The 26,067-nt window shown below is 67.9% G+C and carries 19 protein-coding genes; 10 read left to right on the top strand and 9 right to left on the bottom strand.

Features of this window, described 5'->3' with window-relative positions:
* Positions 1-3 precede the first annotated feature (3 nt).
* Both AC1DGC_RS04105 and AC1DGC_RS04100 read right to left on the bottom strand, forming a co-directional pair.
* Positions 4-1,095 (bottom strand): glycosyltransferase family 4 protein, encoded by a 1,092-nt coding sequence (locus tag AC1DGC_RS04105; RefSeq protein ID WP_478047266.1) that lies wholly within the window; start codon positions 1,093-1,095, stop codon positions 4-6.
* 68 nt (positions 1,096-1,163) lie between these two features.
* Entirely contained in the window at positions 1,164-2,039 is an 876-nt protein-coding gene (locus AC1DGC_RS04100; protein WP_259206420.1) for a glycosyltransferase family 2 protein, read from the bottom strand.
* A gap of 157 nt (positions 2,040-2,196) precedes the next feature.
* Here AC1DGC_RS04100 and pilB point away from each other — a divergent pair, with 157 nt between their 5' ends.
* Positions 2,197-3,924, top strand: a complete 1,728-nt coding sequence (pilB, locus tag AC1DGC_RS04095) for a type IV-A pilus assembly ATPase PilB (RefSeq protein WP_478047265.1) — start codon at positions 2,197-2,199, stop codon at positions 3,922-3,924.
* 104 nt (positions 3,925-4,028) lie between these two features.
* Here pilB and AC1DGC_RS04090 read toward each other — a convergent pair whose 3' ends face one another.
* Both AC1DGC_RS04090 and AC1DGC_RS04085 read right to left on the bottom strand, forming a co-directional pair.
* Positions 4,029-5,411 (bottom strand): sigma-54-dependent transcriptional regulator, encoded by a 1,383-nt coding sequence (locus AC1DGC_RS04090; RefSeq protein ID WP_259206418.1) that lies wholly within the window; start codon positions 5,409-5,411, stop codon positions 4,029-4,031.
* 73 nt (positions 5,412-5,484) lie between these two features.
* Entirely contained in the window at positions 5,485-7,098 is a 1,614-nt protein-coding gene (locus tag AC1DGC_RS04085) for a sensor histidine kinase (protein WP_394161304.1), read from the bottom strand.
* Positions 7,099-7,450: 352 nt separating this feature from the next.
* Here AC1DGC_RS04085 and sucC point away from each other — a divergent pair, with 352 nt between their 5' ends.
* The 3 genes from sucC to AC1DGC_RS04070 all read left to right on the top strand — a co-directional run bounded on the left by sucC (position 7,451) and on the right by AC1DGC_RS04070 (position 11,485).
* A complete protein-coding gene (sucC, locus tag AC1DGC_RS04080; RefSeq protein WP_259206417.1) occupies positions 7,451-8,620 on the top strand; it encodes an ADP-forming succinate--CoA ligase subunit beta in 1,170 nt (389 codons plus the stop codon).
* A 175-nt stretch (positions 8,621-8,795) separates the two neighbouring features.
* Positions 8,796-9,671 carry a succinate--CoA ligase subunit alpha gene (gene sucD, locus AC1DGC_RS04075; protein ID WP_128097080.1) on the top strand — a complete coding sequence of 292 codons (876 nt, stop codon included), beginning with the start codon at positions 8,796-8,798 and terminating at the stop codon, positions 9,669-9,671.
* A gap of 179 nt (positions 9,672-9,850) precedes the next feature.
* Positions 9,851-11,485: an NAD+ synthase gene (locus AC1DGC_RS04070; RefSeq protein WP_259206414.1), complete on the top strand. Its 1,635-nt coding sequence runs from the start codon at positions 9,851-9,853 to the stop codon at positions 11,483-11,485.
* A gap of 621 nt (positions 11,486-12,106) precedes the next feature.
* Here AC1DGC_RS04070 and AC1DGC_RS04065 read toward each other — a convergent pair.
* Positions 12,107-12,991 carry an outer membrane protein assembly factor BamD gene (locus AC1DGC_RS04065; protein WP_259206413.1) on the bottom strand — a complete coding sequence of 295 codons (885 nt, stop codon included), beginning with the start codon at positions 12,989-12,991 and terminating at the stop codon, positions 12,107-12,109.
* Positions 12,992-13,107: 116 nt separating this feature from the next.
* Here AC1DGC_RS04065 and rluD point away from each other — a divergent pair, with 116 nt between their 5' ends.
* Genes rluD through AC1DGC_RS04050 form a run of 3 tightly spaced genes read left to right on the top strand, consistent with a single transcriptional unit; the run spans position 13,108 to position 15,306 of the window.
* Positions 13,108-14,103 (top strand): 23S rRNA pseudouridine(1911/1915/1917) synthase RluD, encoded by a 996-nt coding sequence (rluD, locus tag AC1DGC_RS04060; protein ID WP_259206412.1) that lies wholly within the window; start codon positions 13,108-13,110, stop codon positions 14,101-14,103.
* Positions 14,103-14,882 (top strand): peptidoglycan editing factor PgeF, encoded by a 780-nt coding sequence (gene pgeF, locus AC1DGC_RS04055; protein WP_394161202.1) that lies wholly within the window; start codon positions 14,103-14,105, stop codon positions 14,880-14,882. The genes rluD and pgeF overlap by 1 nt, the downstream gene beginning before the upstream one ends.
* A 4-nt stretch (positions 14,883-14,886) precedes the next feature.
* A complete protein-coding gene (locus AC1DGC_RS04050) occupies positions 14,887-15,306 on the top strand; it encodes a thiol-disulfide oxidoreductase DCC family protein (RefSeq protein ID WP_259206408.1) in 420 nt (139 codons plus the stop codon).
* Positions 15,307-15,431: 125 nt separating this feature from the next.
* On the opposite strand, the gene otsA is transcribed toward AC1DGC_RS04050, so the two are convergent.
* From otsA to AC1DGC_RS04030, 4 genes are all read right to left on the bottom strand, one after another.
* A complete protein-coding gene (gene otsA / locus AC1DGC_RS04045; RefSeq protein ID WP_259206406.1) occupies positions 15,432-16,796 on the bottom strand; it encodes an alpha,alpha-trehalose-phosphate synthase (UDP-forming) in 1,365 nt (454 codons plus the stop codon).
* Positions 16,793-18,574: a glycoside hydrolase family 15 protein gene (locus AC1DGC_RS04040; protein ID WP_259206403.1), complete on the bottom strand. Its 1,782-nt coding sequence runs from the start codon at positions 18,572-18,574 to the stop codon at positions 16,793-16,795. Before AC1DGC_RS04040 ends, otsA begins: the two co-directional genes overlap by 4 nt.
* A 68-nt stretch (positions 18,575-18,642) precedes the next feature.
* Positions 18,643-19,401 carry a trehalose-phosphatase gene (gene otsB / locus AC1DGC_RS04035; RefSeq protein WP_259206401.1) on the bottom strand — a complete coding sequence of 253 codons (759 nt, stop codon included), beginning with the start codon at positions 19,399-19,401 and terminating at the stop codon, positions 18,643-18,645.
* A gap of 680 nt (positions 19,402-20,081) precedes the next feature.
* On the bottom strand, positions 20,082-22,532 hold the full coding sequence (locus tag AC1DGC_RS04030; protein WP_478047264.1) for a TonB-dependent receptor plug domain-containing protein: 2,451 nt from the start codon (positions 22,530-22,532) through the stop codon (positions 20,082-20,084).
* 245 nt (positions 22,533-22,777) lie between these two features.
* Here AC1DGC_RS04030 and AC1DGC_RS04025 point away from each other — a divergent pair, with 245 nt between their 5' ends.
* The 3 genes from AC1DGC_RS04025 to AC1DGC_RS04015 all read left to right on the top strand — a co-directional run bounded on the left by AC1DGC_RS04025 (position 22,778) and on the right by AC1DGC_RS04015 (position 25,985).
* A complete protein-coding gene (locus tag AC1DGC_RS04025) occupies positions 22,778-23,260 on the top strand; it encodes a DUF3574 domain-containing protein (protein ID WP_259206398.1) in 483 nt (160 codons plus the stop codon).
* 35 nt (positions 23,261-23,295) lie between these two features.
* Positions 23,296-24,156: an XAC2610-related protein gene (locus AC1DGC_RS04020; RefSeq protein WP_478047263.1), complete on the top strand. Its 861-nt coding sequence runs from the start codon at positions 23,296-23,298 to the stop codon at positions 24,154-24,156.
* A 107-nt stretch (positions 24,157-24,263) separates the two neighbouring features.
* Positions 24,264-25,985, top strand: coding sequence for a thiamine pyrophosphate-dependent enzyme (locus AC1DGC_RS04015; protein WP_478047262.1), 1,722 nt, complete (start codon positions 24,264-24,266; stop codon positions 25,983-25,985).
* Positions 25,986-26,067 lie beyond the last annotated feature (82 nt).

The raw sequence follows: 26,067 nt of genomic DNA, 5'->3' as shown, positions 1-26,067 counted from the left end.
CGGTCAGGCCTGCGCCTGTAAGCCAAGGACGTTGCGCACCTGGCGACCAAACGCTTCCCAGTCGAACTGCGCGGCGAAGGCCAGCATGGGCGCGTCGTCCAGCGGGCGGTCGATCATGGCGGTCACCGCGGCAACGAATCCGGTGCTGTCACCGGGCGTGACCAGCATGCCGGATACGCCCTCCGCGATGGCATCGACGACACCACCGGAGGCGTAGGCAACGGTAGGCAGGCCGTGCGCGGCTGCTTCGATCGCCACCATGCCAAAACCCTCCGGGTCGCTGCGCTGGGAGCGGACCGGAAACACATGCACCGCCGCGCTGAGCATGGCGATGCTGAGGTCCTGATCGCTCACTTCGCCGATGAAGCGTACCCGTTGCCGGGTTGCTTCCGTTGCGCTGGCCAGCACTCGTTCCGGTGTGAGCGCTTCTGAGCTGAGTGCCTGAGTGGCCACCCCGCCGACCACCACCAAGGTCGCTCCGGGATGCGTTCGCAGGATCGCGGGCATCTCATCACGTACAAATTCCAACAGGCCCTTGCGCGGGGTCAGCCGACCGACCGACAGCAACAGTGGGCCTTCCCCCAGTCCGTGCCGGGAACGGAAGGCCGCGGCGCTGATCGCCTTGCGGGCATCGTCGGGCAAGGCAGGCAGACTGACACCCGGGTGAACCAGATGGAGTCGGGCTGGCAGAATCCCGGCCTCCACGGCCAGTGCGGCGGTGGCTCCACTATTGACGATGACCAGATCCAGCCGTCGCAGGATGGGTACCCATAGGTGTCGGTATACGGCATTGTCGACGGTGATGTCCAAGCCATGCAGGTAAGCGATGCAGCGCCCGCCGAATACTCTGCTCGCCAGCCATGCCTGGGGCGCGGTAAGTCCGCTGCCGGCGATATAGGCGCTTGGGCGTCCGCGCCTGCCGAGTGCGAGCGTTTGCCACAGCGAGGCAAGCATGAAGCGCCAAAGAGGGCGCAGGTGCGCCTCACGCACCTCCGGCCCCTGCGGTGCCAGTGCTGCCGCGCCCTGCGGCCCCACCACCTGCATGTCCGCTACACGCTGAAGCTGATGCAGCAGATGCCAGTTGAGGCGCTCCATGCCGCCCTGAAGTGGCGGCAGGTTACGCGTAATCAACAGCAGGCGCGCACGTTGCGGCTGCGTCCCACTCACTCCGCGTCCCGCCCGTCCCGCGCTGCCAGGTAGGTCAGCCCGGTGATCTGCTCGGAGATCAGCCCGATCAGGAAGATGATCACCGAGGCGCTGAACAGCAGGGTGCTCATGTTGGTGAAGCGGTGCATGGTGGCGAAGGTGTAGCCGTAATAGCCCAGGCCGAGCAGGAAGAAGCCGACCGCGATCGGCGCGAACAGCTTCAGCGGCGAGTACAGGGTGGCGATCTTGAAGATGATCAGCAGGAAGCGGATGCCGTCCTTGATCGGACGGATGTGGCTGCCGTTGCCCACGCGCCTGGCGACCGGGATCGGCACGTAGGCGACCGGGTAGGCGCTGCGGAAGAACGCCATGGTGCTGGTAGTGGGGTAGCTGAAGCCGTTCGGCAGCAGGTGCAGGAACTCGCGGAAGCGCCGGGCACGGGCGGCGCGGAACCCGGAGGTGAGGTCCAGGATCCTGAACCCGGTCATGCGGCTGGCCAGCCAGTTGTAGAAGCGGTTGGCCAGGCCACGGTGGACGCTGGCCTGGCCGCTGCTGTCGCGGGCGCCCACGACCATGTCGTAGCCCTCGGCAAGCTTGCCCAGCAGGGTCTGGATGTGGGCCGGGTCGTGCTGGCCGTCGGCGTCCATGAACACCAGGATCTCGCCGCTGGCGGCGCGGGCGCCGCGCTTGATGGCGGCGCCGTTGCCCATCGAGTACGGGCTGGACAGGACCACGGCGCCATGGCGGCGGCCAATCTCGGCGGTGCTGTCGGTGGAGCCGTCGTCGACCACGATCAGCTCGGCGTGCGGATACAGTTGACGCAATGCCGGCAAGGTGCGGAGCAGGCCTTCTGCTTCGTTCTTGGCGGGCAGGATGATGCTGATGCTTTTCACGTTGTTTCCCCGGTTTCCCCGCGCCAATGTTACCCCGGCACCCCCGTCGCCGGGGGCCGTCGAACGGGTCGGAACGCAGGATCGGAGCAGGCGCGGGACCCCGTCCCATCCCGCAATGCAGTAATCTTCCGCCTATGACATGGGGAGCCTGCATCCAATGAACGCCGTGGTTACTGCCAATCTCGTCGGGATCACCGGCATCGCCCGCCGCCTGGTCCAGGATGGCGCGCTGGACGAAGCCACCGCGCGCGATGCGATGGCCAAGGCCAGCGCGGCCAAGCAGCCGTTGCCGCAGTACTTCGCCGAGAAGAAGCTGGTCACCGCCGCGCAACTGGCCGCCGCCAACGCGCTGGAGTTCGGCATGCCGCTGCTGGACGTATCGGTGTTCGACAGCGCGCAGAATGCGATCAGCCTGGTCAGCGAGGAGCTGCTGCGCAAGCATCACGTCCTGCCGCTGTTCAGGCGTGGCGGCAAGCTGTTCGTGGGCACCAGCGATCCGACCCATTCGCTGGACGAGATCAAGTTCCACACCAACCTGGTGGTCGAGCCGATCCTGGTCGACGAGGAGCAGATCAAGCGCACCCTGGAGCAGTGGCAGTCCCGGCACGACACCCTGGGCGTGTCGCTGGGCGGCGACGACGAGGGCATGGGCGACCTGGATGTGTCCGGCGGCGATGAAGACGGCGCGTCCGGCGACACCGGCCACGATGCCAAGGGCGACGACACCCCGGTGGTGAAGTTCGTCAACAAGGTGCTGGTCGATGCGATCCGCAAGGGCGCCTCGGACATCCATTTCGAGCCCTACGAAGACGATTACCGGGTGCGTTTCCGCATCGACGGCCTGCTCAAGAACGTGGCCAAGGCCCCGGTCAAGCTCAACCAGCGCATCGCCGCGCGCCTGAAGGTGATGTCGCAGCTGGACATCGCCGAAAAGCGGGTGCCGCAGGATGGGCGCATCAAGCTCAACCTGTCCAAGACCAAGCAGATCGACTTCCGCGTCAGTACCTTGCCGACCCTGTTCGGCGAAAAGATCGTGCTGCGTATCCTGGACGGCAGCGCGGCCAAGCTGGGCATCGACAAGCTGGGTTACGAGACCGAGCAGCAGCGGCTGTTCCTGGACGCCATCCACAAGCCGTACGGCATGGTGCTGGTGACCGGGCCGACCGGTTCGGGCAAGACCGTGTCGCTGTATACCGCGCTGGGCATCCTCAACGATGAAACGCGCAACATCTCCACCGCCGAGGATCCGGTGGAAATCCGCCTGCCCGGCGTCAACCAGGTGCAGCAGAACGTCAAGCGCGGCATGACGTTCGCCGCGGCGTTGCGCTCGTTCCTGCGACAGGACCCGGACATCATCATGGTCGGCGAAATCCGCGACCTGGAGACGGCGGAAATCGCGATCAAGGCGGCCCAGACCGGCCACATGGTGCTGTCCACGCTGCATACCAACGATGCGCCGCAGACCATCGCGCGCCTGATGAACATGGGCATCGCCCCGTTCAACATCACCAGCTCGGTGACCCTGGTGATCGCCCAGCGCCTGGCGCGCCGGTTGTGCAGCAACTGCAAGCGTTCGATCGACCTGCCCGCCAACGCCCTGCTGGCCGAGGGCTTCACCCAGGCGCAGATCGACGCGGGCATCCGGCTGTATGAGCCGGTGGGCTGCGAGGAATGCACCGAGGGCTACAAGGGCCGTACCGGTATCTACCAGGTGATGCCGATGAGCGAGGAAATTTCGGTGATCGTGCTGGCGGGCGGCAATGCCATCCAGATCGCCGAAGCCGCGCAGCGGGCCGGCGTGCCCGACCTGCGCCAGTCGGCGCTGATCAAGGCCGCCGCCGGTACCACCAGCCTGGCCGAGATCAACCGCGTCACCAAGGATTGAGCGACGGCGCTGCTTGAACGGACAAGGCCCGCGGATGCGGGCCTTGTCGTTCTGGTTCCTGGTGCAGCCCTGCAGGGCGTGGCGCTGGCGGAAAGGGTGACCCCTCAATCCATCCCGAGCTTTTTCAGCTTGTAGCGCAGCGCCCGGAACGTAATCCCCAGCTGCGCCGCCGTTCGGGTCTTGTTCCAGCGGTTCTCCTCCAGGGCCTTCTGGATCGCGGTGCGCTCCATCTGCTCGATGTAGGAGGGCAGGGCACCGTTGCCGGCCGGCAGGTCGACCACCGCTTCTTCCTGCACGGCGGCGGCACCGCCGTGGCGCGCGCTGCCCGGCTGCGGCAGGCGCAGGTCGCTGGCGCCGATGCTGTCCGCCTCGGCCAGGGCCAGGGCGCGCTCGAGGATGTTCTCCAGCTCGCGCACGTTGCCCGGGAAGTGGTACTGGGCCAGGGCATCCAGCGCCGAGGGCGCCAGCAGCGGGGTGGCGCGCTCGTGGGTGCGGGCCAGCCGCGCCAGGATCGATGCAGCCAGCTGCGGCAGGTCGCTGCGGCGTTCGCGCAGGGGCGGCACGCGCAGTTCGATCACATTGATGCGGTAGTAAAGGTCGTGGCGGAAACGGCCGTCCTCGACCAACTCGCCCAGGTCCTTGTGCGTGGCCGAGAGGATGCGGACGTCGACCGGCACCTCGGTGGCCGAGCCGACCGGGCGGATCGATTTTTCCTGGATCGCCCGCAGCAGCTTCACCTGCATCTGCAGGGGCAGTTCGGCGACCTCGTCCAGGAACAGGGTGCCGCCGTGCGCGGCCTGGAACAGGCCGGGCTTGTCGGCGTGGGCGCCGCTGAAGCTGCCCTTCTTGTGCCCGAAGAACTCGCTTTCCATCAATTCGGACGGAATCGCACCGCAGTTGACCGGCACGAACGGGCCGGCGGTACGCGCGCTCTGCGCATGGATGGTGCGTGCGACCAGCTCCTTGCCAACGCCGGATTCACCGAGGATGTAGACCGGGGCCTGGCTGCGCGAGACCTTGGCGATCGTGCTGCGCAGGCCATCCATCGCCGGCGAGTCCCCGAGCAGGCGCGCGGCCTGCTCGCTGGCCAGCGCGGGCGGGACCACCCGTTCGCTGTTGTTGAGCTCCAGGGCGTGCTTCACCAGCCCGCGCAGCACGGCGATGTCGACCGGCTTGCTGACGAAATCGAAGGCGCCGGCCTTCAGCGCCTCCACGGCCAGGTCCATGCTGCCGAAGGCGGTGATCATCGCCACCGGCGTGCGTGGGTAGTGCTGGGCGATCTCGGTGACCAGCTCGATGCCGTTGCCGTCGGGCAGTCGCATGTCGGTGATGCACAGGTCGTACGGGTTGCTGGCCAGCAGCTCGCGGGCTTCGGCGAGATTGGCTGCGGTGCTGATGCGCAGGCCCATGCGGCCCAGGGTCAGTACCAGCAGTTCGCGGATGTCACGTTCGTCGTCGACGACGAGGGCGCTGCGGTTTTCGTTCATATGGGGGAAAGATAGCCGAGGGCGGTTGAATCCGACAAATGTTTGACGGTGGGCGATGGGGGCGTGCCCCGGGTCATTGCGGCAGCATCGTATGCGGGCCGGACAGGACCAGCCGGAAGCAGGCGCCGCCGGCGGGCACCGACACGTACTCCAGGTTGGCCTGGTTGGCCCGGCACAGCTCGCGGGCGATATACAGGCCCAGCCCGGTGCCGTGCTCGGAGGTGGTGAAGAACGGGCGGAACAGCTGGCTGGCCACCGTCTCGGGGATGCCAGGCCCCCGGTCCATGACGTCGATGACCGCAGCGCGGTCCTGGCGCGCCACGCGCAGCCGCACCCGCGCCGGTTCCTGCCCGATCCGGCCGTACTTGAGTGCGTTGTGCACCAGCACGGTGAGGATCTGGTGGAGGTGGCGCGGGTCGATCAGGGCATGCACCGAGGTCTCGGTGATGATCGGCTCGACGCTGTCGGTTTCCAGGCTCAGGCCCTGCTTGTATTCCAGCACGAAGCGCCGCACGAAGGCCGCCAGGTCCAGGTTCTCCGGGTTGGCGCGCTCGCGCCGGGCCAGGCCGAGCACGCTTTCGACGATGCCGTTGGTGCGCTGGCACTGCTGGTGGATGATCTGCAGCAGGCGGCGGTCGGTATCGCCGATGCCGGTGGATTCCTCCAGCAACTGGGCGGCGTAGTTGATCGCCGCCAGCGGGTTGCGGATCTCGTGGGCCAGGCTGGCCGAAAAGCGTCCCATCGCCGACAGGGTCAACGATTCGGCGCGCCGCGAGACCACGCTGGAGTCGTCCAGGAACACCAGGGTCAGGTCGCTGCCGGCCAGCAGGCGGGCGAACCGGGGCTGCACTTCGGGCTGGTCGGGGGACAGCTGCAGCGGGGTTTCCTCGTTGGTCCAGCCATTGCGCCAGCGCTGCAGGCGCCGGCTCAGGTCCGGGGCGGCACTGCCCAGTTCCAGCTGCCCGCTGCCGCCGTTGCCCTCGCCATCGCCGATCAGGGTGGAGGCGGCCTCGTTGGCCAGGGTGATGCGGTTGGCACCATCGACCACCAGCACCCCGGTGCGCATGCGCCGGATGATCAGTTCGTTGATCTCGAACAGGTTGGCGACCTCGTCGCCGCGCTGGTTGGCCAGTTGCTGGTTGCGACGGGCGCGGTTGCCGACCTGGTAGCTGACGAAGGCCAGGGCCAGGTAGCTGGTGATGAACATGGCCAGCTCGGCCAGGGTGCGGGTGGGGTCGCCGCCCTCGACCAGCTTCCACACGTATTCCCCGGCGGTGGCTGCGCTGGCAGTGAGGGCGATGCCCATGCCGAGCGTCAGCGGCAGCAGGGTGGCGGCAGCGGCGACGTTGAACAGCAGCGACATCGAGATGCCCGCGCTGGCGCCGGGCAGGGCATGCGCCAGCAGGGTGGCGGCGATGATGTCCACGGCCACGCCACCGACCACGATCGGGCGCAGCCAGCGTTCGTTGCGGCCCACGGCCAGGATCAGCAGCGACAGCACCAGATAGGCGCCGCTGACCCAGGCGGCCAGGCGTGGGTGGTCGGCGGCACCGACCAGTGCGCTCAGCGGGCTGAACAGCAGGGCGGCGATCACCGCGGCGATCAGTACCCGGTAGAGGGCGAAAAAGTACAGCTCCCGCCTCGGTATCGATTCGATGCGGTCGATCAATGAAGCACTGGGTGACACGCCGGAACTCCCCTTCTGGCTGCCCTGGTGGAGGCGGGCCATGCTCGGCTGCCTTCAACGGCCCGGGCCCGCTCCGTTGAAGGTCCAGTATAGGCAAGCCGCACTGCCGACGGGGCGGCTGGAAGGCCGGGCGTCGCGCATTTGACCCGCCACCCGGCCAGTGGCCCACCCAGGCCGGTGCCGCAACTGCCTGAATGACCGCGAAAAACCGCCGGGTGCCGGGCGGGGCGTCGCACGTCTTTGCGCCTGCGCGCCGGCTCGTCCACAATAGTGGGCCCGCCGCGGTCCGTACCGGCGCCCCGTGAGGGAGCCCTGGAGATGCGTGCGGTCGTTCCTATTCCCACGGTGACGCATGAATTTCCACGAATACCAGTCAAAACAACTGCTTGCCGAGTACGGCATTCCCGTTCCGGCCGGCAAGGTCGCGGCGACCCCGGATGAAGCAGTTGCAGCGGCCAACTCCCTGGGCCAGGGCCCCTGGATGGTCAAGGCGCAGATCCACGCGGGCGGCCGCGGCAAGGCTGGCGGCGTCAAGTTCTGCAAGACCACCGACGATGTGAAGGCCGCTGCGGCCAAGATGCTCGGCACCAAGATGGCCACCTACCAGACCGCCGGCGTGGAACTGCCGGTCAACCTGGTGCTGGTGACCACCGCTGGCGAGATCGTCAAGGAACTGTACCTGTCGGTACTGGTCGACCGCGGCACCAAGACCATCACCTACATCGCCTCCTCGGAAGGCGGCGTGGAAATCGAGCAGGTCGCTGCTGAAACCCCGGAGCTGATCCACTCGCTCAACGTCGACTTCGTCGAAGGCGTGCAGGGTTACCACGGCCGTGATTTCGGCTTCAAGCTGGGCCTGACCGCCAAGCAGGCCGGCCAGTTCGCCAGCATCATGGTGAACCTGTACCGCCTGTTCAACGAAAAGGACCTGGCCCTGGTTGAAATCAACCCGCTGGCCATCCTGGACGACGGCAACCTGTACGCGCTGGACGGCAAGTTCGACAGCGACGACAACGCCGCGTTCCGTCAGAAGGCCCTGGTCGCCATGCGCGACAAGACCCAGGAAGACGAAACCGAAGTGACCGCTTCGGAGCTGGACATCAATTACGTCACCATGGACGGCAACATCGGCTGCATGGTCAACGGCGCCGGCCTGGCCATGGCCACCATGGACGTCATCAAGCTCAACGGCGGCGAGCCGGCGAACTTCCTGGACGTGGGCGGCGGTGCCAACAAGCAGCGCGTCATCGAAGCCTTCAAGCTGATCCTGTCCTCGGACAAGGTCGAAGGCATCTTCGTCAACATCTTCGGCGGCATCGTCCGCTGCGACATGATTGCCGAGGGCATCATCGCCGCGGTCAAGGAAGTGGGCGTCAAGGTTCCGGTCGTGGTGCGCCTGGAAGGCACCAACGTGGAAGAAGGCAAGCAGCTGCTGCGCGACAGCGGCATGGCCATCATCCCGGCCGACAACATCAACGACGGTGCCAAGAAGGTCGTCGAAGCTGTCAAGAACGCCGCCTAATTTTCCACGGCATCGGATCGCCGGCAGAAGCCTGACATGCCCCCTCGAGTCAAGGGGGCTGGCACTCCGCAACGCGGCGTGACGGGGCTTCTGGTGGCGTGCGGTACGGACATCGACCTGGTCGATGGCTCCTCCTCCGACGCCGGCCTAAATAATTTACGAAGGACTTCAAGACATGTCCGTTTTGATCAACAAGAACACCAAGGTGATCGTGCAGGGCTTCACCGGCCAGCAGGGTACCTTCCACGCCACTCAGATGATCGAGTACGGCACCCAGGTTGTTGGCGGCGTGACCCCCGGCAAGGGCGGCACCACCCACATCGATCTGCCGGTCTTCAACACCGTTGCCGACGCCGTGTCGGCCACCGGTGCTGACGCGTCGGTCATCTACGTGCCGCCGCCGTACGCGGCCGATGCGATCCTGGAAGCCGCGGCTGCCGGTATCAAGGTCATCGTGTGCATCACCGAAGGCATCCCGGTGCTGGACATGCTGCGCGTCAAGAACGTGCTGACCCGCGCGCATCCGGACACCGTGCTGGTCGGTCCGAACTGCCCCGGCGTGATCACCCCGGGCGAGTGCAAGATCGGCATCATGCCGGGCCACATCCACATGCCGGGCAAGATCGGCATCGTGTCGCGTTCGGGCACGCTGACCTATGAAGCGGTCAAGCAGACCACCGAAGTCGGCCTGGGTCAGTCGACCTGCATCGGCATCGGCGGCGACCCGATCAACGGCCTGAACTTCGTCGACTGCCTGAAGCTGTTCAACGAAGATCCGCAGACCCTGGGCATCATCATGGTCGGCGAAATCGGCGGCGACGCTGAAGAAGCCGGTGCGGAGTACATCAAGAACCACGTGAAGAAGCCGGTCGTCGGTTTCATCGCGGGCGCCTCGGCGCCGGCCGGCAAGCGCATGGGCCACGCCGGTGCGATCGCATCGGGCGGCAAGGGCACTGCCGAAGGCAAGTTCGCGGCGATGGAAGCCGCTGGCGTTGTCACCGTCCGTTCGCCGGGCGACCTGGGCGCGGCCATCGCCAAGCTGGTCAAGTAAGACCGCCCGCCGCGCAAGCGGCGGCCGTGTCGGTAGAGCCGAGCCATGCTCGGCTGCTTCAAACAGAAAGGCCGCCTCCGGGCGGCCTTTCTGCGTTTGCAATGGGGGGTGCCGATGAACCCCATCCACGCGTGGCGTGGATCTACAATGAGCGTATTGCAACCACAGGCTGGACGTTCATGGCTTCGATCCGCATCGCGATGGCGCAGTTTGATTTCCCGGTGGGCGCGGTGGCGCAGAACACCGACAACATCATCGCGATGATCGCCGAGGCGCGCGACGAGTATGGTGCCGAGCTGGTGGTGTTCCCGGAACTGGCGATCAGCGGTTACCCGCCGGAGGACCTGCTGCTGCGCCCCGGTTTCCTTTACGACTGCGAGCTGGCGCTCAAGCGCATCGCCGCCGCCACGACCGGCATCGCCGCCGTGGTCGGCTGGCCGCAGGCGGCCGGCGCGGTGGTGTACAACGCGGCCAGCGTGCTGCGCGATGGCAAGGTGGAACATACCTACCGCAAGCGCGAACTGCCCAACTATGCGGTGTTCGACGAACGCCGGTACTTCGACGTGGACCCGGACGGCGGCAGCTGCGTGTTCGCGCTGAAGGGCGTGCCGGTGGGCGTGTTGATCTGCGAGGACCTGTGGTTCGCCGAGCCGCTGGCCGACACCGTGCGCGACGGTGCGCAGCTGGTTCTGGTGCCCAATGCCTCGCCCTACGAGCGCGGCAAGCACGCCCAGCGCGACGCCCTGTTGGCCGAGCGTACCCGCGAAAGCGGCGCGGCGATCGCCTACCTCAACGTGGTCGGTGGCCAGGACGCGCTGGTGTTCGACGGCGCCTCGGTGGTGGCCGACGGCGATGGCACCGTGCACCCGGCCGCGGCCGCCTTCACCGACCAATGGCTGGTGGTGGACTACGACGCCGAAACGCGCCGCTTCCTGCCGCGCGAGTGGATCGATGACGGCGACGAAAGCATGGATGCGCTGGCCTGGCGCGCGGTGACGCGCGGCATCCAGGACTACTGCCGCAAGAACGGCTTCAGGAAGGTCTGGTTGGGCCTGTCCGGCGGGATCGACTCGGCGCTGGTGCTGGCGATGGCGGTCGATGCGCTGGGCGCGGACAACGTGACGGCGGTGCGCCTGCCGTCGCGCTACACCGCCGACATGTCCAACGACCTGGCCGCCGAGCAGTGCCGCGCGCTGGGGGTGAAACTGGAGGCGGTGTCGATCGAACCGGTGTTCGAGGGCTTGATGGCCGCGCTCGGCCCGATGTTCGAGGGCCAGGCGGCCGATGTCACCGAAGAAAACCTGCAGTCGCGCAGCCGCGGGGTGATCCTGATGGCGCTGTCCAACAAGTTCGGCGGGCTGCTGCTGACCACCGGCAACAAGAGTGAATACGCGGTCGGCTACGCCACCATCTACGGCGACATGTGCGGTGGCTACGCGCCGCTGAAGGACCTGTACAAGACCGAGGTGTTCGGCCTGTCCAAGTGGCGCAACACGGTAGGCGGCGCGCCGGTGATCCCGCCGGCGGTGATCAGCCGCCCGCCGTCGGCCGAGCTGCGCGCCAACCAGACCGACCAGGATTCGCTGCCGGCCTACGACGTGCTGGACGGCATCCTGTACCGCTACGTGGACCAGGAGCAGTCGCGCGAGGAGATCGTGGCCGCCGGGTATGCCCCCGAGGTGGTGGACCGGGTGCTGCGCCTGGTGCGCACCAGCGAGTGGAAGCGCCACCAGGCCGCGCCGGGCCCGAAGGTGTCGCGGCGTGCGTTCGGGCGCGAGCGCCGCTATCCGATCAGCAACGGCTACAAGGGCTGAGTCGATGGCGGGCAGGCGCCCGCTATCCGCCCTAGGCGGCCTTCGCCAGGCGTCCGCGGCCCAGGGCGGTCAGCCGGCCGTCGATGCGCGGCTCGGCCTTGGATCAGGCGGGTGATCAGCTAGCCCAGGGAGGCGTTCGCCGCGGCGCCGAGCGGCGCGACGGGAGCCGGGTCCCAGGCTACGCGGGGTGAGGTGGACCCGCGCCGGCGTGCCGGTGCCCACCGCGACGTGAAGGCCCAACGCCGGGCCGCCGAGCGCGCTGGCGACGCTGGGGCGGCGAGGATGGCCGCGGCCGTGTCCTGCGAGTAGCCCTGCGAGACCCAGCGTGGTGCGAGAAAGGATGATGTGCCTGCCGGCCGGCTGCCGTGGCAGCCCCGGCGCGGGCAGGCTGGCCGCGACGCGGCAGGGGGCCGGGAAACGCGAGGTCACGCAGGCTTCGGGCCCGGACGGGCCCGCTGCAAGCGCTGAAACCTGCGCGGGCACGGGCCCGGAAGGCCGCTACCCCGTGCACGACTGGGCCGGTTTCGTGCGATGCCTGGCCTCCGGGCCTGCTGATCGGCCACGAAAAAGGGCCCCTCGCGGGACCCTTGTTCGTGCAGGACGGCAGGCTCGACCGCGGTCTTACTTGCGTTCCAGCGTCGCGTTGCGCTGACCGGTACTGGCGGACTTCTCGCCGGCGAACGGGTTCAGCTTGCGGATCATCCACGGGTACTTCGGCCAGTTGCCGGCCAGCCATGGGTGCTGCGGCTGGTTCAGCTCCAGCACGCGGCGGGCGTCGTCGGCCAGGGTCTTGTTGCCCAGGTGGGTGTAAGCCTCGCCCAGGGCGGCGACCGCGTCGTACTGGTAGGCGCTCTGCGGGTAGGTCTCCAGCAGGTAGTTGGCGCGGCCGGCGGCCGACACCCAGGCCTGGCGGCGCAGGTAGTACAGGGCGTTGTCCAGCTCGTGCTGGGCGAACACGTCGCGCAGCTCGAGCATGCGCTTGCGGGCATCGGCGGCGTAACGGCTGTTCGGGTAGCGGTCCACGACGATGTTGAAGTCGGCGTAGGCCTGGCGCGGGGTGGACAGGTCGCGGCGGCTCGGGTCCAGCGACCACACCCGGCGCAGGAACACCGTGTTGCGGTTGCCGTTGGCCAGGCCACGCAGGTAGTACAGGTAGGCGATATTGCGGTGGGTCGGGTAGGTACGGATGAAGCGGTCCACGCTGGACACCGCGTCATCGTGCTTGCCGGCCTTGTACTGGGCGTAGGCGGTCTCGATCATCGCCTGCTCGGTGTACGGACCATACGGGTACTGGGCGATCAGGCGCCGGAAGCTGGCCTCGGCCCCGCTCCAGTTGCCGCCTTCCATCAGGCGGTGGCTCTTCTCGTAGATCTGTTCGACCGGCTGGCCTTCATCCGGATTATCGCCCTTGGTGCCGCGGTGGCAGCCAGTGGCGACGAGGGCCAGGACCAGCAGCAGGGCGGCGGTGCGGACGGGCGCGGACAGCAAAGAAGAGCGTCGGATCATGGGGTCAGGGCGGGACGCGGCTGGAATACGAAGGGTCGATGATAGCCTAGTGGCCTGTCCCGCGACTGAAACTGGTCGCCCGGACCCCAAATTTGTCTCCTTGCGGTGCTTTCCCCATGTCCGATAACGCTTCTGAATCCGAATCCCCCCGCCAGGCCGTGGTGCCCGATACCGCCGCTGGACGGCGTTTCGATGCCGTGCTGGCCGAGCTGTTCCCTGAATTTTCCCGATCCAAGCTGACCGAGTGGATCAAGTCCGGCGACGTCCTGCTGGACGGCGAGCAGGTCCGCGGGCGCGACCCGGTGCGCGGCGGCGAGGTGGCCAGCCTGCATGTCGTGCTCGACACCCAGACCCATGCCGAGCCGGAGGACATCCCGCTGGAGGTGCTGTACGAGGACGAGCACGTGTTCGTGATCAACAAGCCGGTCGGCCTGGTGGTCCATCCCGGCGCGGGCAACCCCACCGGCACCCTGGTCAACGCGCTGCTGTTCCGCGACCCGTCGCTGTCGGTGCTGCCGCGCGCGGGCATCGTGCACCGGCTGGACAAGGACACCAGCGGTGTCATGGTGATCGCGCGGACCATCCAGGCGCAGACCGCACTGGTGGAACAGCTGTCCGCGCGCCAGGTGCACCGCCAGTACCTGGCGATCGTGGTGGGCGCGCTGGTCTCCGGCGGCACCGCCGATGCGGCGATCGACCGCCACCCGCGCGACCGCGTGCGCATGGCGGTGCGCGAAGACGGCAAGGATGCGATCACCCATTACCGCCTGCGCGAGCGCTTCCGCGCGCACACCGCGCTGGAGTGCCGCCTGGAAACCGGGCGTACCCACCAGATCCGCGTGCACATGGCGCACCTGCGCCATCCGATCATCGGCGATCAGCTGTACGGCGGCGCCCTGAAGCTGCCCAAGGGCGCCAGCGATGAACTGGTCGCCCAGCTGCGTGGTTTCAAGCGCCAGGCGCTGCACGCCGAAACGCTGGAGTTCGTGCACCCGATCACCGGTGAAACGATCACCAACAGCGCGCCGCCGCCGGCCGACATGCTGGCGCTGATGCAGGCACTGCGCGAGGACAGCAAGCGCTTCGCCGAACTGGAACGCGGTCGCCGTTGATGCACGCGTCGCTTCCCCTGCTGGTGGCCGATTGGCCTGCACCGCCCCGGGTGCGGGCCTGCACCACGCTGCGGCACGGCGCAGGTGGCTCGTTGCCGCCGTTCGACCAGTTCAACATGGGCAACCGTTACGCGGTGGATGGCGACGACCCGGTGCAGGTGCAGCGCAATCGCGACCTGTTGCAGGCCGGGCTGGCACTGCCATCGGCGCCCCATTGGCTGCGCCAGGTGCACGGCACCACGGTGCTGCGGTTCGATGCGCCCCCCAGCGCCCAGGGCGTGGACGTGGAGCCGACCGCCGATGCATCGGTGACCTCGGTGCCGGGCGTGGTGCTGGCCATCCTCACCGCCGATTGCCTGCCGGTGGTGTTCGCTGCCCGCGACGGCACGGAAGTCGCCGCGGCCCACGCCGGGTGGCGCGGCCTGGCGGACGGCATGCTGGAAGCGACCGTGGCGGCCATGCACACGCCGCCCGCGCAGGTGCAGGCGTGGTTGGGCCCGGCTGCCGGTCCGGCCCACTACGAGGTGGGCGAGGACGTGTTCGCCGCGTTCGTTGATCGCGATGCGGGTGCGCAGGCAGCCTTTGTCGCCACCCGCGCCGGTCACTGGAAGGTTGATCTGTATGCGCTGGCGCGGCGACGACTGCACGGCGTCGGGATCGATCCTGCGCAGATCAGCGGCGGTCAGCTGTGCAGCATCGCCGAGCCGCAGCGTTTCTATTCGCACCGGCGTGACCGGCGTACCGGACGCATGGCGACGCTGGCGTGGATGGCGCCCTGAGCGCATGAACGGCGACGACGCGCGTGCCGAGGGTGCGGTGATCGTGTTCGACGGCGTGTGCGCGTTGTGCAGCCGCTGGGTTCGTTTCCTGCTGCGTTTCGACCATCGCGGGCGCTATCGCTTCGCGGCGATGCAGGGCACGCACGGACGTGCGCTGCTGGAGCAGCACGGTTTGGATCCGGAGGATCCGCTGTCGTTCCTGCTGCTCGAGCAGGGCAGGGCCTGGACCGATACCGATGCGATCATGCGGGTGGTGGGCGGGCTGGGCGGCGCGTGGCGGATGGTCATGGTGCTAAGGGTGCTGCCACGGGTGTGGCGCGATGGTGCCTACCGCGTGCTGGCGCGCAACCGCTACCGCTGGTTCGGGCGGCATGACAGCTGCTATCTGCCGACACCCGCGCAGGCGACCCGCTTCCTGGATTGACCCGGGGGCGCAGGCCAGGCCGGCACGTCGCCGGGATCCACGGGGTGTCGGACTGCAGCGGGTCGCCGTCGAAGGTCGACCCTGGCCATCGCCCGGCAGGTGCGGCCGCCGGGCACTCGTCCGCGTCAGCCTTCCAGCGCCTGCAGGTACGTCTGCCGCCAATGGTTGATGTCGTGCGCGCGCAGATGCTCCATCATCGCCTGCCATCGCTCCACGCGTTTGCGCAGGGGCATGGTCGCAGCGGTGGCGATGGCGTCGGCCACGCCGTCCAGGTCATGCGGGTTGACCAGCAGCGCCTGCTTGAGCTCGTCGGCGGCGCCGGCCAGCAGCGACAGCACCAGCACGCCCGGGTTCTCCGGGTCCTGCGAGGCCACGTATTCCTTGGCGACCAGGTTCATGCCATCGCGTAGCGGGGTGACCAGGCCCACCGCGGCGGCACGGTAAAAGCCGGTCAGGGTGGCATGGGTGAAGTTCTGGTTGACGTAGCGCAGCGGCGTCCAGTCCGGGGCGGCGTGGCCGCCATTGATGTGCCCGGCGATCTGTTCGAGCTGGCTGCGCAGTTGCCGGTATTCGGTGACATCGCCGCGCGAGACCGGGGCGATCTGCAGGTAGGTCAGGCTGCCGTGCTGGTCCGGGTGGCGCTCCAGGTAGCGCTCGAAGCCCATGAAGCGCTCGGGCAGGCCCTTGGAGTAGTCCAGCCGATCCACCCCGATCGCCAGTTGCCGGTCGCGCAGGCTGTTGCGCAGGTCGCGCACGGCCGGCTTGTTGGCGCCGGCCTTGGCCTGGCGGGCGATGTAGTCGGTGTCGATGCCGATCGGGAAGGCGGCCGCACGGAAGCGGCGCCCACCGGGGGCTTCCAGTTCGCCATCGGCCAGCACCCGGCCGCCGCCGAACAGGCGCACGTAGGACTGGAAGCGATCGGCGTCGCGCTGGGTCTGGAAGCCGACCAGGTCGTAGGCATACAGGCTGGAGAACAGGCGCAGGTGGTCGGGCATGGCCTGCAGCAGGTCGGCCGACGGCATCGGCACGTGCAGGAAGAAACCGATCCGGCAGCCGATGCCACGCTCGCGCAGCAGCGACGCCAACGGGATCAGGTGGTAATCGTGGATCCAGACGATGTCGTCTTCGCGCAGCAGCGGCGCCAACTTGTCGGCGAACAACGCATTGACCCGCCGATACGTCTCGCGGGTGGCGCGGTCGTAGTCGACCAGGTCGAGGCGGAAGTGCAGCAACGGCCACAGCGTGCGGTTGGCGAAGCCGTTGTAGTAGCCGTCGACGTCGCGCTTGTTGAGGTCCATGGTGACATAGCGGATATCACCCTCGACCTGCTCATGCAGGGTGCCGCTGTTGTCGCGGACCGATTTGCCACTCCAGCCGAACCACACCCCGCCGCGTTCCTTCAGTGCGGCCAGCAGCCCCACCGCGAGCCCGCCCGCGCGTGATTCACCGGGCACGGCGACCCGGTTGGAGACCACCACCAAGCGGCTCATGACGCTTCCTGCCAGCTGCGCGACAGACGCATCGCCGCGGTGATCAGGCCCACATGCGAGTAGGTCTGCGGGAAGTTGCCCCAGGCTTCGCCACTATCGAAGGCCAGGTCTTCGGAGAGCAGGCCGAGATGGTTGCGGCGCTCCAGCAACATCTCGAACATCTCGCGTGCCTCGTCCAGGCGGCCGATCGCCGCCAGCGCGTCGATGTACCAGAAGGTGCAGATGGTGAAGCTGGTTTCGGGCTCGCCGAAATCATCCGGGGCGACGTAACGGTACAGCGCGTTGCCATGCTTCAGGTCACGCCCGATCGCCTCGACGGTGGCCACGAAGCGCGCGTCGCCGGCCTCGATGAAGCCGATGTCCGCCAGCAGCAGCAGCGAGGCATCCAGGCGGTGGCCGCCGAACGTATCGGTGAAGTGGCCGAGTTCCTCGCTCCATGCCTCACGCAGGATCCGCGCGTGGATGGTGTCGGCGCGCGCGCGCCAGTAATCGGCGCGGTCATCCAGCTTGAGGCGGATGGCGATCTTGCACAGACGGTCGCAGGCGGCCCAGCACATCGCGCTGGTGTAGGTATGCACTTCGGTGCGGCCGCGGAACTCCCACAGACCGGCATCGGGAACGTCGTGCAGGGCGAAGGCCTGCTCACCGAGCGGCTCCAGTCGCGCGAAGGTATGCGCATCGCCCGGGTCCTGCAGGCGCTGGTCGAAGAACAGCTGGGTGGAGGCCAGCACCACGCTGCCGTAGACATCGTGCTGGCGCTGCACCCAGGCCAGGTTGCCGCGACGCACCGGGCCCATGCCGCGGTAGCCGTCCAGCGACGCCACTTCGGTCTCCTCCAGCTTCGCCTCGAAGCCGATCCCGTACAGTGGCTGCAGGCTGCCATCGGTGGTGGCCAGGTTGAAGATGTAGCCGAGGAACTGCTCCATGGTGCGGGTGGCGCCGAGGCGGTTGAGCGTGCGCACCACGAATGCCGCGTCGCGCAGCCAGCAGTAGCGGTAATCCCAGTTGCGGATGCTGCCCGGCGCCTCGGGAATGGAGGTGGTCATCGCGGCGATGATCGCGCCACTGTCTTCGTACTGGCACAGCTTGAGGGTGATCGCGCTGCGGATCACCGCGTCCTGCCATTCCAGCGGGATGGACAGGTAGCGGACCCATTCGCGCCAGTAGTCGCGGGTGCGCTGGAAGGACTCCTGCACATAGCCGCTGAGCGAGCGGTTCAGCGATTCGTCCACGCCCAGCACCAGGTTGACCGGGTGGCTCAGCACGAAGGGCAGGCCGTCGCGGACGAAGCGCAGCGGCACGTCGGTGGTCAGCCGCAGCACGTGGTCCGGGAGGATCCAGCGGATGTGGTTGCTCCCCCAGGTGGCCTCCGGCACGCGTGCGCCCCAGTCGGCCAGCGGGCGCGCGCGCACGATGATGCGCGGGTTGCCGGCCAGCGGACGCACCTGGCGGATCAGGCTGACGGGACGGTAGAAACGCTCGTTCTGGCGCCAGCGCGGGGCGAAATCGAGGATTTCCAGCGAACCACCGTGCTTGTCGTGCAGGACGGTGCGCAGTATGGCGGTGTTGGTGAGGTAGCTCTGTTCGCTGCCGACCAGGTCTTCCAGTTCGATCGCGAAGTCGCCGCCTTCGTTCTGGTTGGGGCCGAGCAGGGCGCAGAAGGTGGGGTCGCCGTCGAAGGTCGGCAGGCAGCTCCAGACCACGCGTGCGTGCTGGTCGATCAACGCGCCGAAGCTGCCGTTGCCGACCACGCCAAGATTCAGATCAGGTTCTTTCATAGGGAGCGGTGCATCTCGTTCGGGCCGCCCCGCGACAGGGCTGCAGCGGGGCGGCGGCGGTGGGGGAGTCAGTACGCGTTTTCCTGCAGCCAGGCGTGCACGCTGCGGATGTGCGGCAGGGCGAATACCGCGGCGCTGGGGCTGCGCGCGCCGACCAGAACGCTCCAGCCGTGCTGGGCGTTGGCGGCGTTGAAGCCGAATTCATCGGTGAGGTCGTCGCCGAGGAACACCGGCAGGCGCCCACGGAACGGGGGTTGCTGCATCAGCTGCTGCAGGGCGCGGCCCTTGTCGCTGCCCTCGGGCACGAATTCGACCACGTGGTCGCCCGGTTGCAGCCGGTAGCCGGTATGCCCGCGGATGTGGCGGTCGGCGAAGGCACGCACCTCGGCGGCGGCATGCGGCGCGCCGCGCCAGTGCAGGGCCAGGCTGCGGCCCTTGTCTTCGACCAGCACGCCGGGATTGCCGTGCGCGAAACGCATGGCCTGCTGGTGTACGGCGTGCAGCCATTCGCTGGTATCGGTGCTGTTGGCCTGGCTGTCGACGTGGCCATCGGCGTGACGCAGTTCATGACCGTGGAGGCCGGCGGCCGGGAGATGCAGGGGGGCGAAGAGTTCGTCGAGCTGGTTGAGCGGGCGGCCGCTGATGAGGGCGACGGCGCCCTCAAGGCGATCGCTGATGCGACCGATGGCGTCGCGGACTTCGGGCAGCAGCGTGACCGCTTCGGGGTCGCGCTCAAATTCGATCAGGGTGCCATCCACGTCGAGGAACAACGCACAGGCATCGTCCAGCAGTGGCGGCGACGGACGCGGGGGGAGGTCGTTGGCCATGCGTGCAAACATGCCATTCACGGTGTGATTGTCAGGTCATGGGAGACCGGCCAACCGCCGCCCGTGCTTGACATGGCTTGATCGCAGAGGAAGGCAGCCGACCATGGGTCGGCTCTACCTTGCCTCGTCACCCGCGGGTAGAGCCGACCGTTGGTCGGCTGCACCAACGATCAGAACGTATACCGCACAAGACCCGTGGAGCCGACCGTTGGTCGGCTGCACCAACGGTGCGCGATCCTGGGCCGGGCCAATCGCCGGCCGTCCTTGACATGGCTTGAGCGCAGAGGAAAGCAGCCGACCATGGGTCGGCTCTACCTCGCATCATCATGCTACCGGTAGAGCCGGGCCATGCCCGGCTACACCAATGATCGGAACGCATACCGCACGCGACCCGTAGAGCCGACCGTTGGTCGGCTGCACCAACGGTGCGCGATCCTGGGCCGGCCAATCGCCGGCCGTCCTCGGCATGGCTTGAGCGCAGAGGAGGGCAGCCGACCATGGGTCGGCTCTACCTTGCCTCATCACCCGCGGGTAGAGCCGACCGTTGGTCGGCTGCACCAATGATCGGAACGCATACCGCACGCGACCGGCAGAGCCGACCGTTGGTCGGCTGCACCAATGATCGGAACGTATACCGCACGCGACCGGTAGAGCCGACCGTTGGTCGGCTGCACCAACGATCAGAACGTGTACCGCACGCGACCGTAATAGTACGCACCATTGCTCCCCACCGGCGACAGCACGTCATACGGCAGATTGCCGTAGTAGTAGATGTCGTCGTTGGACAGGTCCGAGTAATTGTCGGTCAGGTTCTGCCCGCCCACGGCCACGCTCCACTGTGGGGTGATCTTGAACTCCACTTCCGCATCGAGCTGCCATTCGGCGCCATAGGTCTGGCGCGGGATGAAGCCATCGCCGAAGTTGAACACGCGGGTCACGCTGCCGTAGCGGCTGAGCCGGCTGCTCAGCGACCAGCGGTCGTCACTCCAGCTGGCGGCCAGGGCGGCACGGGTGCGTGGGGTGGCGTCGGTGAGGGTGTTGGTCTCCTCCACGCCGAACAGCACGTAGTCCGGGTCCAGCGCCAGCAGGCTGGCCGGCGTGGCCAGCACGTTCTTCAGCGTGGTCTTGGTGTAGGCATAGGTGCCGGTCAGCACCAGCTCGCCATCGCCCAGCGACTGCCGCCAGTTGCTGACCAGCTCGGCACCGCGGGTGCGGGTGTCGGCGGCGTTGACGAAGAAGCTCGCGCTCTGCAGGCCGGCCACGCCGAACTGCTGCTGCACGTAGTCGGTGAGTGCGTCGCCGGTGATGCTCTCCGACAGCGCGATACGGTCGTCGATATCGATCTGGAAGAAGTCCAGCGACACATCGAAGTGGTCGCCGATGCGGCTGGTGAAGCCCAGGCTGGTGTTGAGCGACTTCTCCGGCTTCAGGTCCGACGCCCCCAGGCCACGGGCGATCGGGTTGTTGACCGACAGCACCCGGCCCTGCACCAGCTGGCCAGCGGCGTTGTAGCCGGTGGACGTGGACTCGTAGCCGATCTGCGCCAGCGAGGGCGCGCGGAAGTTGTTGGAAATCGCCCCGCGCAGCGCGAACGCCGGGGTGAATTCATAGCGCAGGCCCAGCTTGCCGGTGAGCTCGCCGCCGTAGTCGTCGCTGTGTTCGTAACGCGCGGCCAGGTCGCTGGAGAAGTGCTCGCCGAACTGGCTGGACAGGCTGGCATAGGCGCTGGCCACGTCGCGCGACAGCGAGGTGGCGTCCTGCGGGGTCAGGCCACCGCCGGCCTGGGAGCCGGTCGGGCGGTCGGTGAACGGGCCGGCGGCGTAGCTGCTCGGGTCGCCCGGACGGGTCTGGTAGTGGTCGCGGCGTGCTTCCACGCCCAGCCCGAGGCTGTGGGTGATGGTGTCGCCCTGGTTGAACACGCGGCCCAGGTCGAGGTTGGCGACGGTCAGTTCGTTCTGGTAGTCGCCGGTCTTGAAGCGGGTCGGGCTGGTCGGGCCGAGCGAGGCGTTGAGCGAGTTGCGCAGGCGGTAGGTGAAGCTGTTGGTGCCGTAATCCAGGCTGGCGTCGTAGTTCCACTCGCCCCATTGGCCCTTCGCACCGGCCACGGCCTGCACGTCGCGGTTTTCGCCTTCGGAAATCGGGCGGTAACCGTTGGGGTAGACCTGCGCCCAGTTGGCGTCGCTGTCGGGGTAGCGGAAGTAGTTGGCGCCTTCGCTGTCGCGCTGGTTGAACGTGCTGAAGAAATAGAACTTGGAGGTCTCACCGAACGGCAGTTCGCTGTTGATCCAGGCGTTGAGGTCACGGGTCTTGCCATCGCCCAGCACGTAATTGCGCTTGCCCTGCAGCGCCAGGTTGGTATCGCTCTGGTCCCACGGCGGGATCTGGTCGAAGCCGGCGCGGTTGGTGCCTTCGTGGTTTTTCAGCTCCAGGCCCACGCGCAGGAAACCGCCGTCGTCGCCCAGCCGGGTGCCGACCTTGGCGCTGGCGTAGCTGGTCTGGCCATCGGTGATGGTCCGGTCGATCGGCTTGAGGTCGGTGTGGTTGGCGCCGAAGCTGGCCTCGAACGCGCCGCCTTCCGGGGCGTCATCGAGAATCACGTTGATCACCCCGGCCACCGCATCGGAGCCGTACAGCGCGCCGGCGCCATCGCGCAGTACCTCGATGCGCTTGATCGCGCTGATCGGGATCGCGTTGAAGTCCACCGGCGTGGTGCCCTTGCCGATCTTGCTGTCGGTGTTGACCAGCGCGCTGGTGTGGCGGCGCTTGCCGTTCACGAGCACCAGCACCTGGTCCGGCGACAGCCCGCGCAGCTGCGCGGCACGGATGTGGTCGGCCCCGCCGGAGTTGGACTGGCGCGGGAAGTTGAACGAGGGCAGCAGCGCCTGCAGCGCGCTGCCCAGCTCGCCGTTGACCACGCCGGCCTTGCGGATGTCCTCGGCGGTGAGCACGTCCACCGGCGAGGTGGATTCCAGCACCGTGCGGTCGACCGCGCGGGTGCCGGTGACGATCACGGTGTCCAGCGTGGTGGCCGAGCCGGGCGCGTCCTGCGCATGTACGTCCTGGGCGAGCAGGCGGGAGGAGAGGACGAGCGCGATGGCAAGGCCAAGGCGCGACGCGGACGGACGGGACATGCGGACTCCAGCGGGACGACGGGGGGGGGGGGGGGAGGGGAGAGCGGGGAGGCGGCGTTGCCGACCAACGGTCGGCACTACCAATCCATCCGGATGAAGCGATATATTATCTTGGCGTGATGGCGGATGTGATGCAAGTCCCATCGCCTATGGTCATCAGCAGATAACGGCTGGTGATCTATGCAGGAACCGGATGTCCTGCACCCTTCTTCCCCCTGTACGCCTGCATTTCCTGGAGTTTTTCAATGAAGTCCTATGCTGTCCTGTTCGCCGTGGCCCTGGCCGCCACTGGCTGCGCCACCGCCGCGCCCACGGCCAAGCCGGCGCCGCCGGCCACCGCCACCGCCACCCTGCAGGGCGATGCCGCCCGCCCCGATGCCGCCGCAGGCTGGGTGCGCAGCGAGCTGTACTTTGGCGTGGGCGAGGAGAGCGGCGCGTCCGAGCGCAAGCAGACGGACGCCATCAGCGAGGCGCAGTGGCGCGATTTCCTCGACAAGCAGGTCACCCCGCGCTTCCCCGATGGCCTGACCGTGTTCGACGCCTACGGGCAGTGGCTGTTCCGCGGCGCGGCCGAGCCCAACCGCCTGCGCACCAAGGTGCTGGTGGTGCTGCACGAGAACACCCCGCAGCGCCGGGCCGACATCGAAGCCATCCGCCTGGCGTGGAAGCAGGCCACCGGCCACCAGTCGGTGCTGTGGGCGCAGCAGGCGGTTGAAGTATCGTTCTGATCCAGGGCGCCGCGGTGGCGCCACGCGGAGCGATGATGAAGCACAGGGATGGATGGGCGCTGGCACTGCTGCTGAGTCTTGCGCTGCCGCTCGCGCAGGCGCAGGCGGGCGATCCGGGGCGCCTGCGGTTCGAGCCCGCGCCGGGCGTGCAGGTGCAGGCCGAGGTACAGGAAGGCGGCGACATCGCCGTCGTGCTGCAGCCTTCGGGCGCGCGCCAGCGGCTGCCGGGGGCGCCCGATGCCGACGGCAATGCCGACCTGACGGCCGAGGACGTGGATTTCGACGGACGCCCGGAGCTGGTCGCGCGGGCGAGCGTGGGCATGGTCAACGAGGCGGTGGCCGTCTACCGCTTCGACCCACGGCGGCAGGCGTTGGTGGCACTGGCGCCGGCCACGCATGACCACGCGCAGTGCGGCGGCCTGATGGGGTTGACCGTGGACGCGGACAACCGCCTGCTGAGCAGCAGCTGCCGCAGTGGCCCGATGTGGTACGTGGACCAGTACCGCTATGACGGCGCGCGCCTGTACCTGTACCGCGCCGAGCGCATGATGATGCTGGGCGACGCGCTGGAGGCCGTCGTGTTCGTCAAGCAGACCGCCGACAGCGGGCCGCTGGCTGTCTGGAGCACGTTCGATCCGGCCGGTCGCGTGCTGGAGACCGCGATCGCCGATGGGCTGGTGTCGCCGCGCGGCACCGCGCCGCTGCTGCCGGTCAGCGGCCAGGTGGTGCCCGCGCGCCTGCCGCTGTACACGCGCCCGGGCGACACGGCTACCCGGCGCTACCTGGTCAAGGACGATCGCGTCGAGCTGCTGGATGAGCAGGACGGGTGGGTGAAGCTGCGTTACGCCAACCCCACGCGGGGCGATGTCATCGGCTGGGTGGATGCGCGTCCCTGAGGGCGGTGCACGCATTTCCCGCGTGCCCATGGCCGCGCCGATTCGCACATGGAGATCACTTTCGCGGGTCTACCCTGACGCTTCCCCCAGGTCGTGGACGTTCCCCCATGAGCAAGCGCGTTGCCGAGATCGTGGTTGAAACCCTGCAGGCCGCCGGTGTCCGTCATTGTTACGGCATCGTCGGCGACACCCTCAACTACGTTACCGATGCCATCCACCACAGCGAGATCGAGTGGGTGCACATGCGGCACGAGGAAGTGGCCGCCTTCGCCGCCGGCGCCGAGTCGCTGATCAGTGGGCAGCTCACCGCCTGTGCCGGCTCGTGCGGCCCGGGCGGGCTGCACTTCATCAACGGCGTGTTCGAAACCAACCGCAACCGCGCGCCGATGGTGCTGATCGCCAGCCAGGTGGTCACCGCCGAGCTGGGCATGGAGTTCCCGCAGGAGGTGGACTTCAAGGCGGTGTATGCCAGTTGCAGCGTGTTCTGCGAGCAGGTGTACAGCGCGCAGCAGGCGCGTCGCGTGGTCGCGTTGGCCTGCCAGGCGGCGATAAGCCGGCGCGGCGTGGCGGTGGTGATCCTGCCGGCGGACATCAGCGAGGCCGAGGTCAAGCACGATGTGCCGTTTTCGGTGCACTACACCCAGCCGGTGCTGCGCCCCAGCGACGACGAACTGCAGCGCATCGCCGCGCTGATCGGGCAGGGCAAGCGCATCGGCATCTATGCCGGCGCCGGCTGCGAGCATGCCCATGACGCGCTGGTGGCGCTGGGCGAACGGCTCAAGGCACCGATCGCGCATACCTCGCGGGCCAAGGATTTCGTGGAGTACGACAACCCGTACAACATGGGCATGACCGGCATCTTCGGCATCGAGTCGGGCTACCACACGCTGATGTCCTGCGACACGCTGCTGCTGCTCGGCGCCGACTTCGCCTGGGGCCAGTACTACCCGGACAAGGCCACGCTGATCCAGGTCGATCGCGATGGCAGCCACCTTGGCCGCCGCCACCCGGTCAACCTGGGCGTGGTCGGCGACATCGGCCCGACACTGGAGGCCTTGCTGCCGCTGCTGCCGCCGCGCGAGGACCACAGCTTCCTGGACGAGTGCATCAGCCACCGCGACAAGGCGCTGGCCACGCGGGCCAAGGAGGAGGAGCCGGGCGAGGGCGAGCTGATCCACCCGCAGCACCTGACCGCGCTGATCAACCGCTACGCCAGCGACGATGCCCTGTTCACCGCCGACGGCGGGTCGCCGATGGTGTGGATCCTGCGCCACATCCGCGCCAACGGGCGCCGCCGCACGCTGACCAGCCTGCTGCACGGCACGATGGCCAACGCGATGCCGCAGGCCCTCGGCCTGCAGAAGGCCTATCCCGGCCGACAGGTCATCTCGCTGTCCGGCGACGGCGGCATCGCGATGCTGCTCGGCGACCTGCTCACGGCGGTGCAGGAAAACCTGCCGATCAAGGTGGTGGTCTACAACAACAGCTCGCTCAACTTCGTCGAACTGGAGCAGAAGGTCGAGGGCCTGCTGGACAACTACACCGACTTGAAGAACCCCGATTTCGGCCGCCTGGCCGAGGTGGTCGGCTTCTACGGGCGCACCGTGACCCGTTCCGAGGACCTGGAGCAGGCGGTAATGGACTTCCTGGCCCATCCCGGCCCGGCACTCCTGGATGTGCACACCAGCCCGACCGAACTGGTGATGCCGCCGCAGGTGGAAGCCAAGCAGGTGGCCGGCACCGCGCTGTATGCAGCCAAGGCCTTGCTGAGCGGACGGGTAGGCGACGTGCGCGACCTGCTGGCGAATAACTTCCTCAACAAGCCCTGAGGCAACCGCCCGGCGAGTGCCGGCCACTGGCCGGCACGACGCAACGCGGCCCCCGGGGGGCGGGCCGCGCCGCAGCCGCGGG

Source organism: Stenotrophomonas sp. 05N37, from assembly GCF_056397365.1.
The sequence above is the reverse complement of the archived record's forward strand: the minus strand, read 5'-3'. Positions and strand labels throughout refer to the sequence as shown.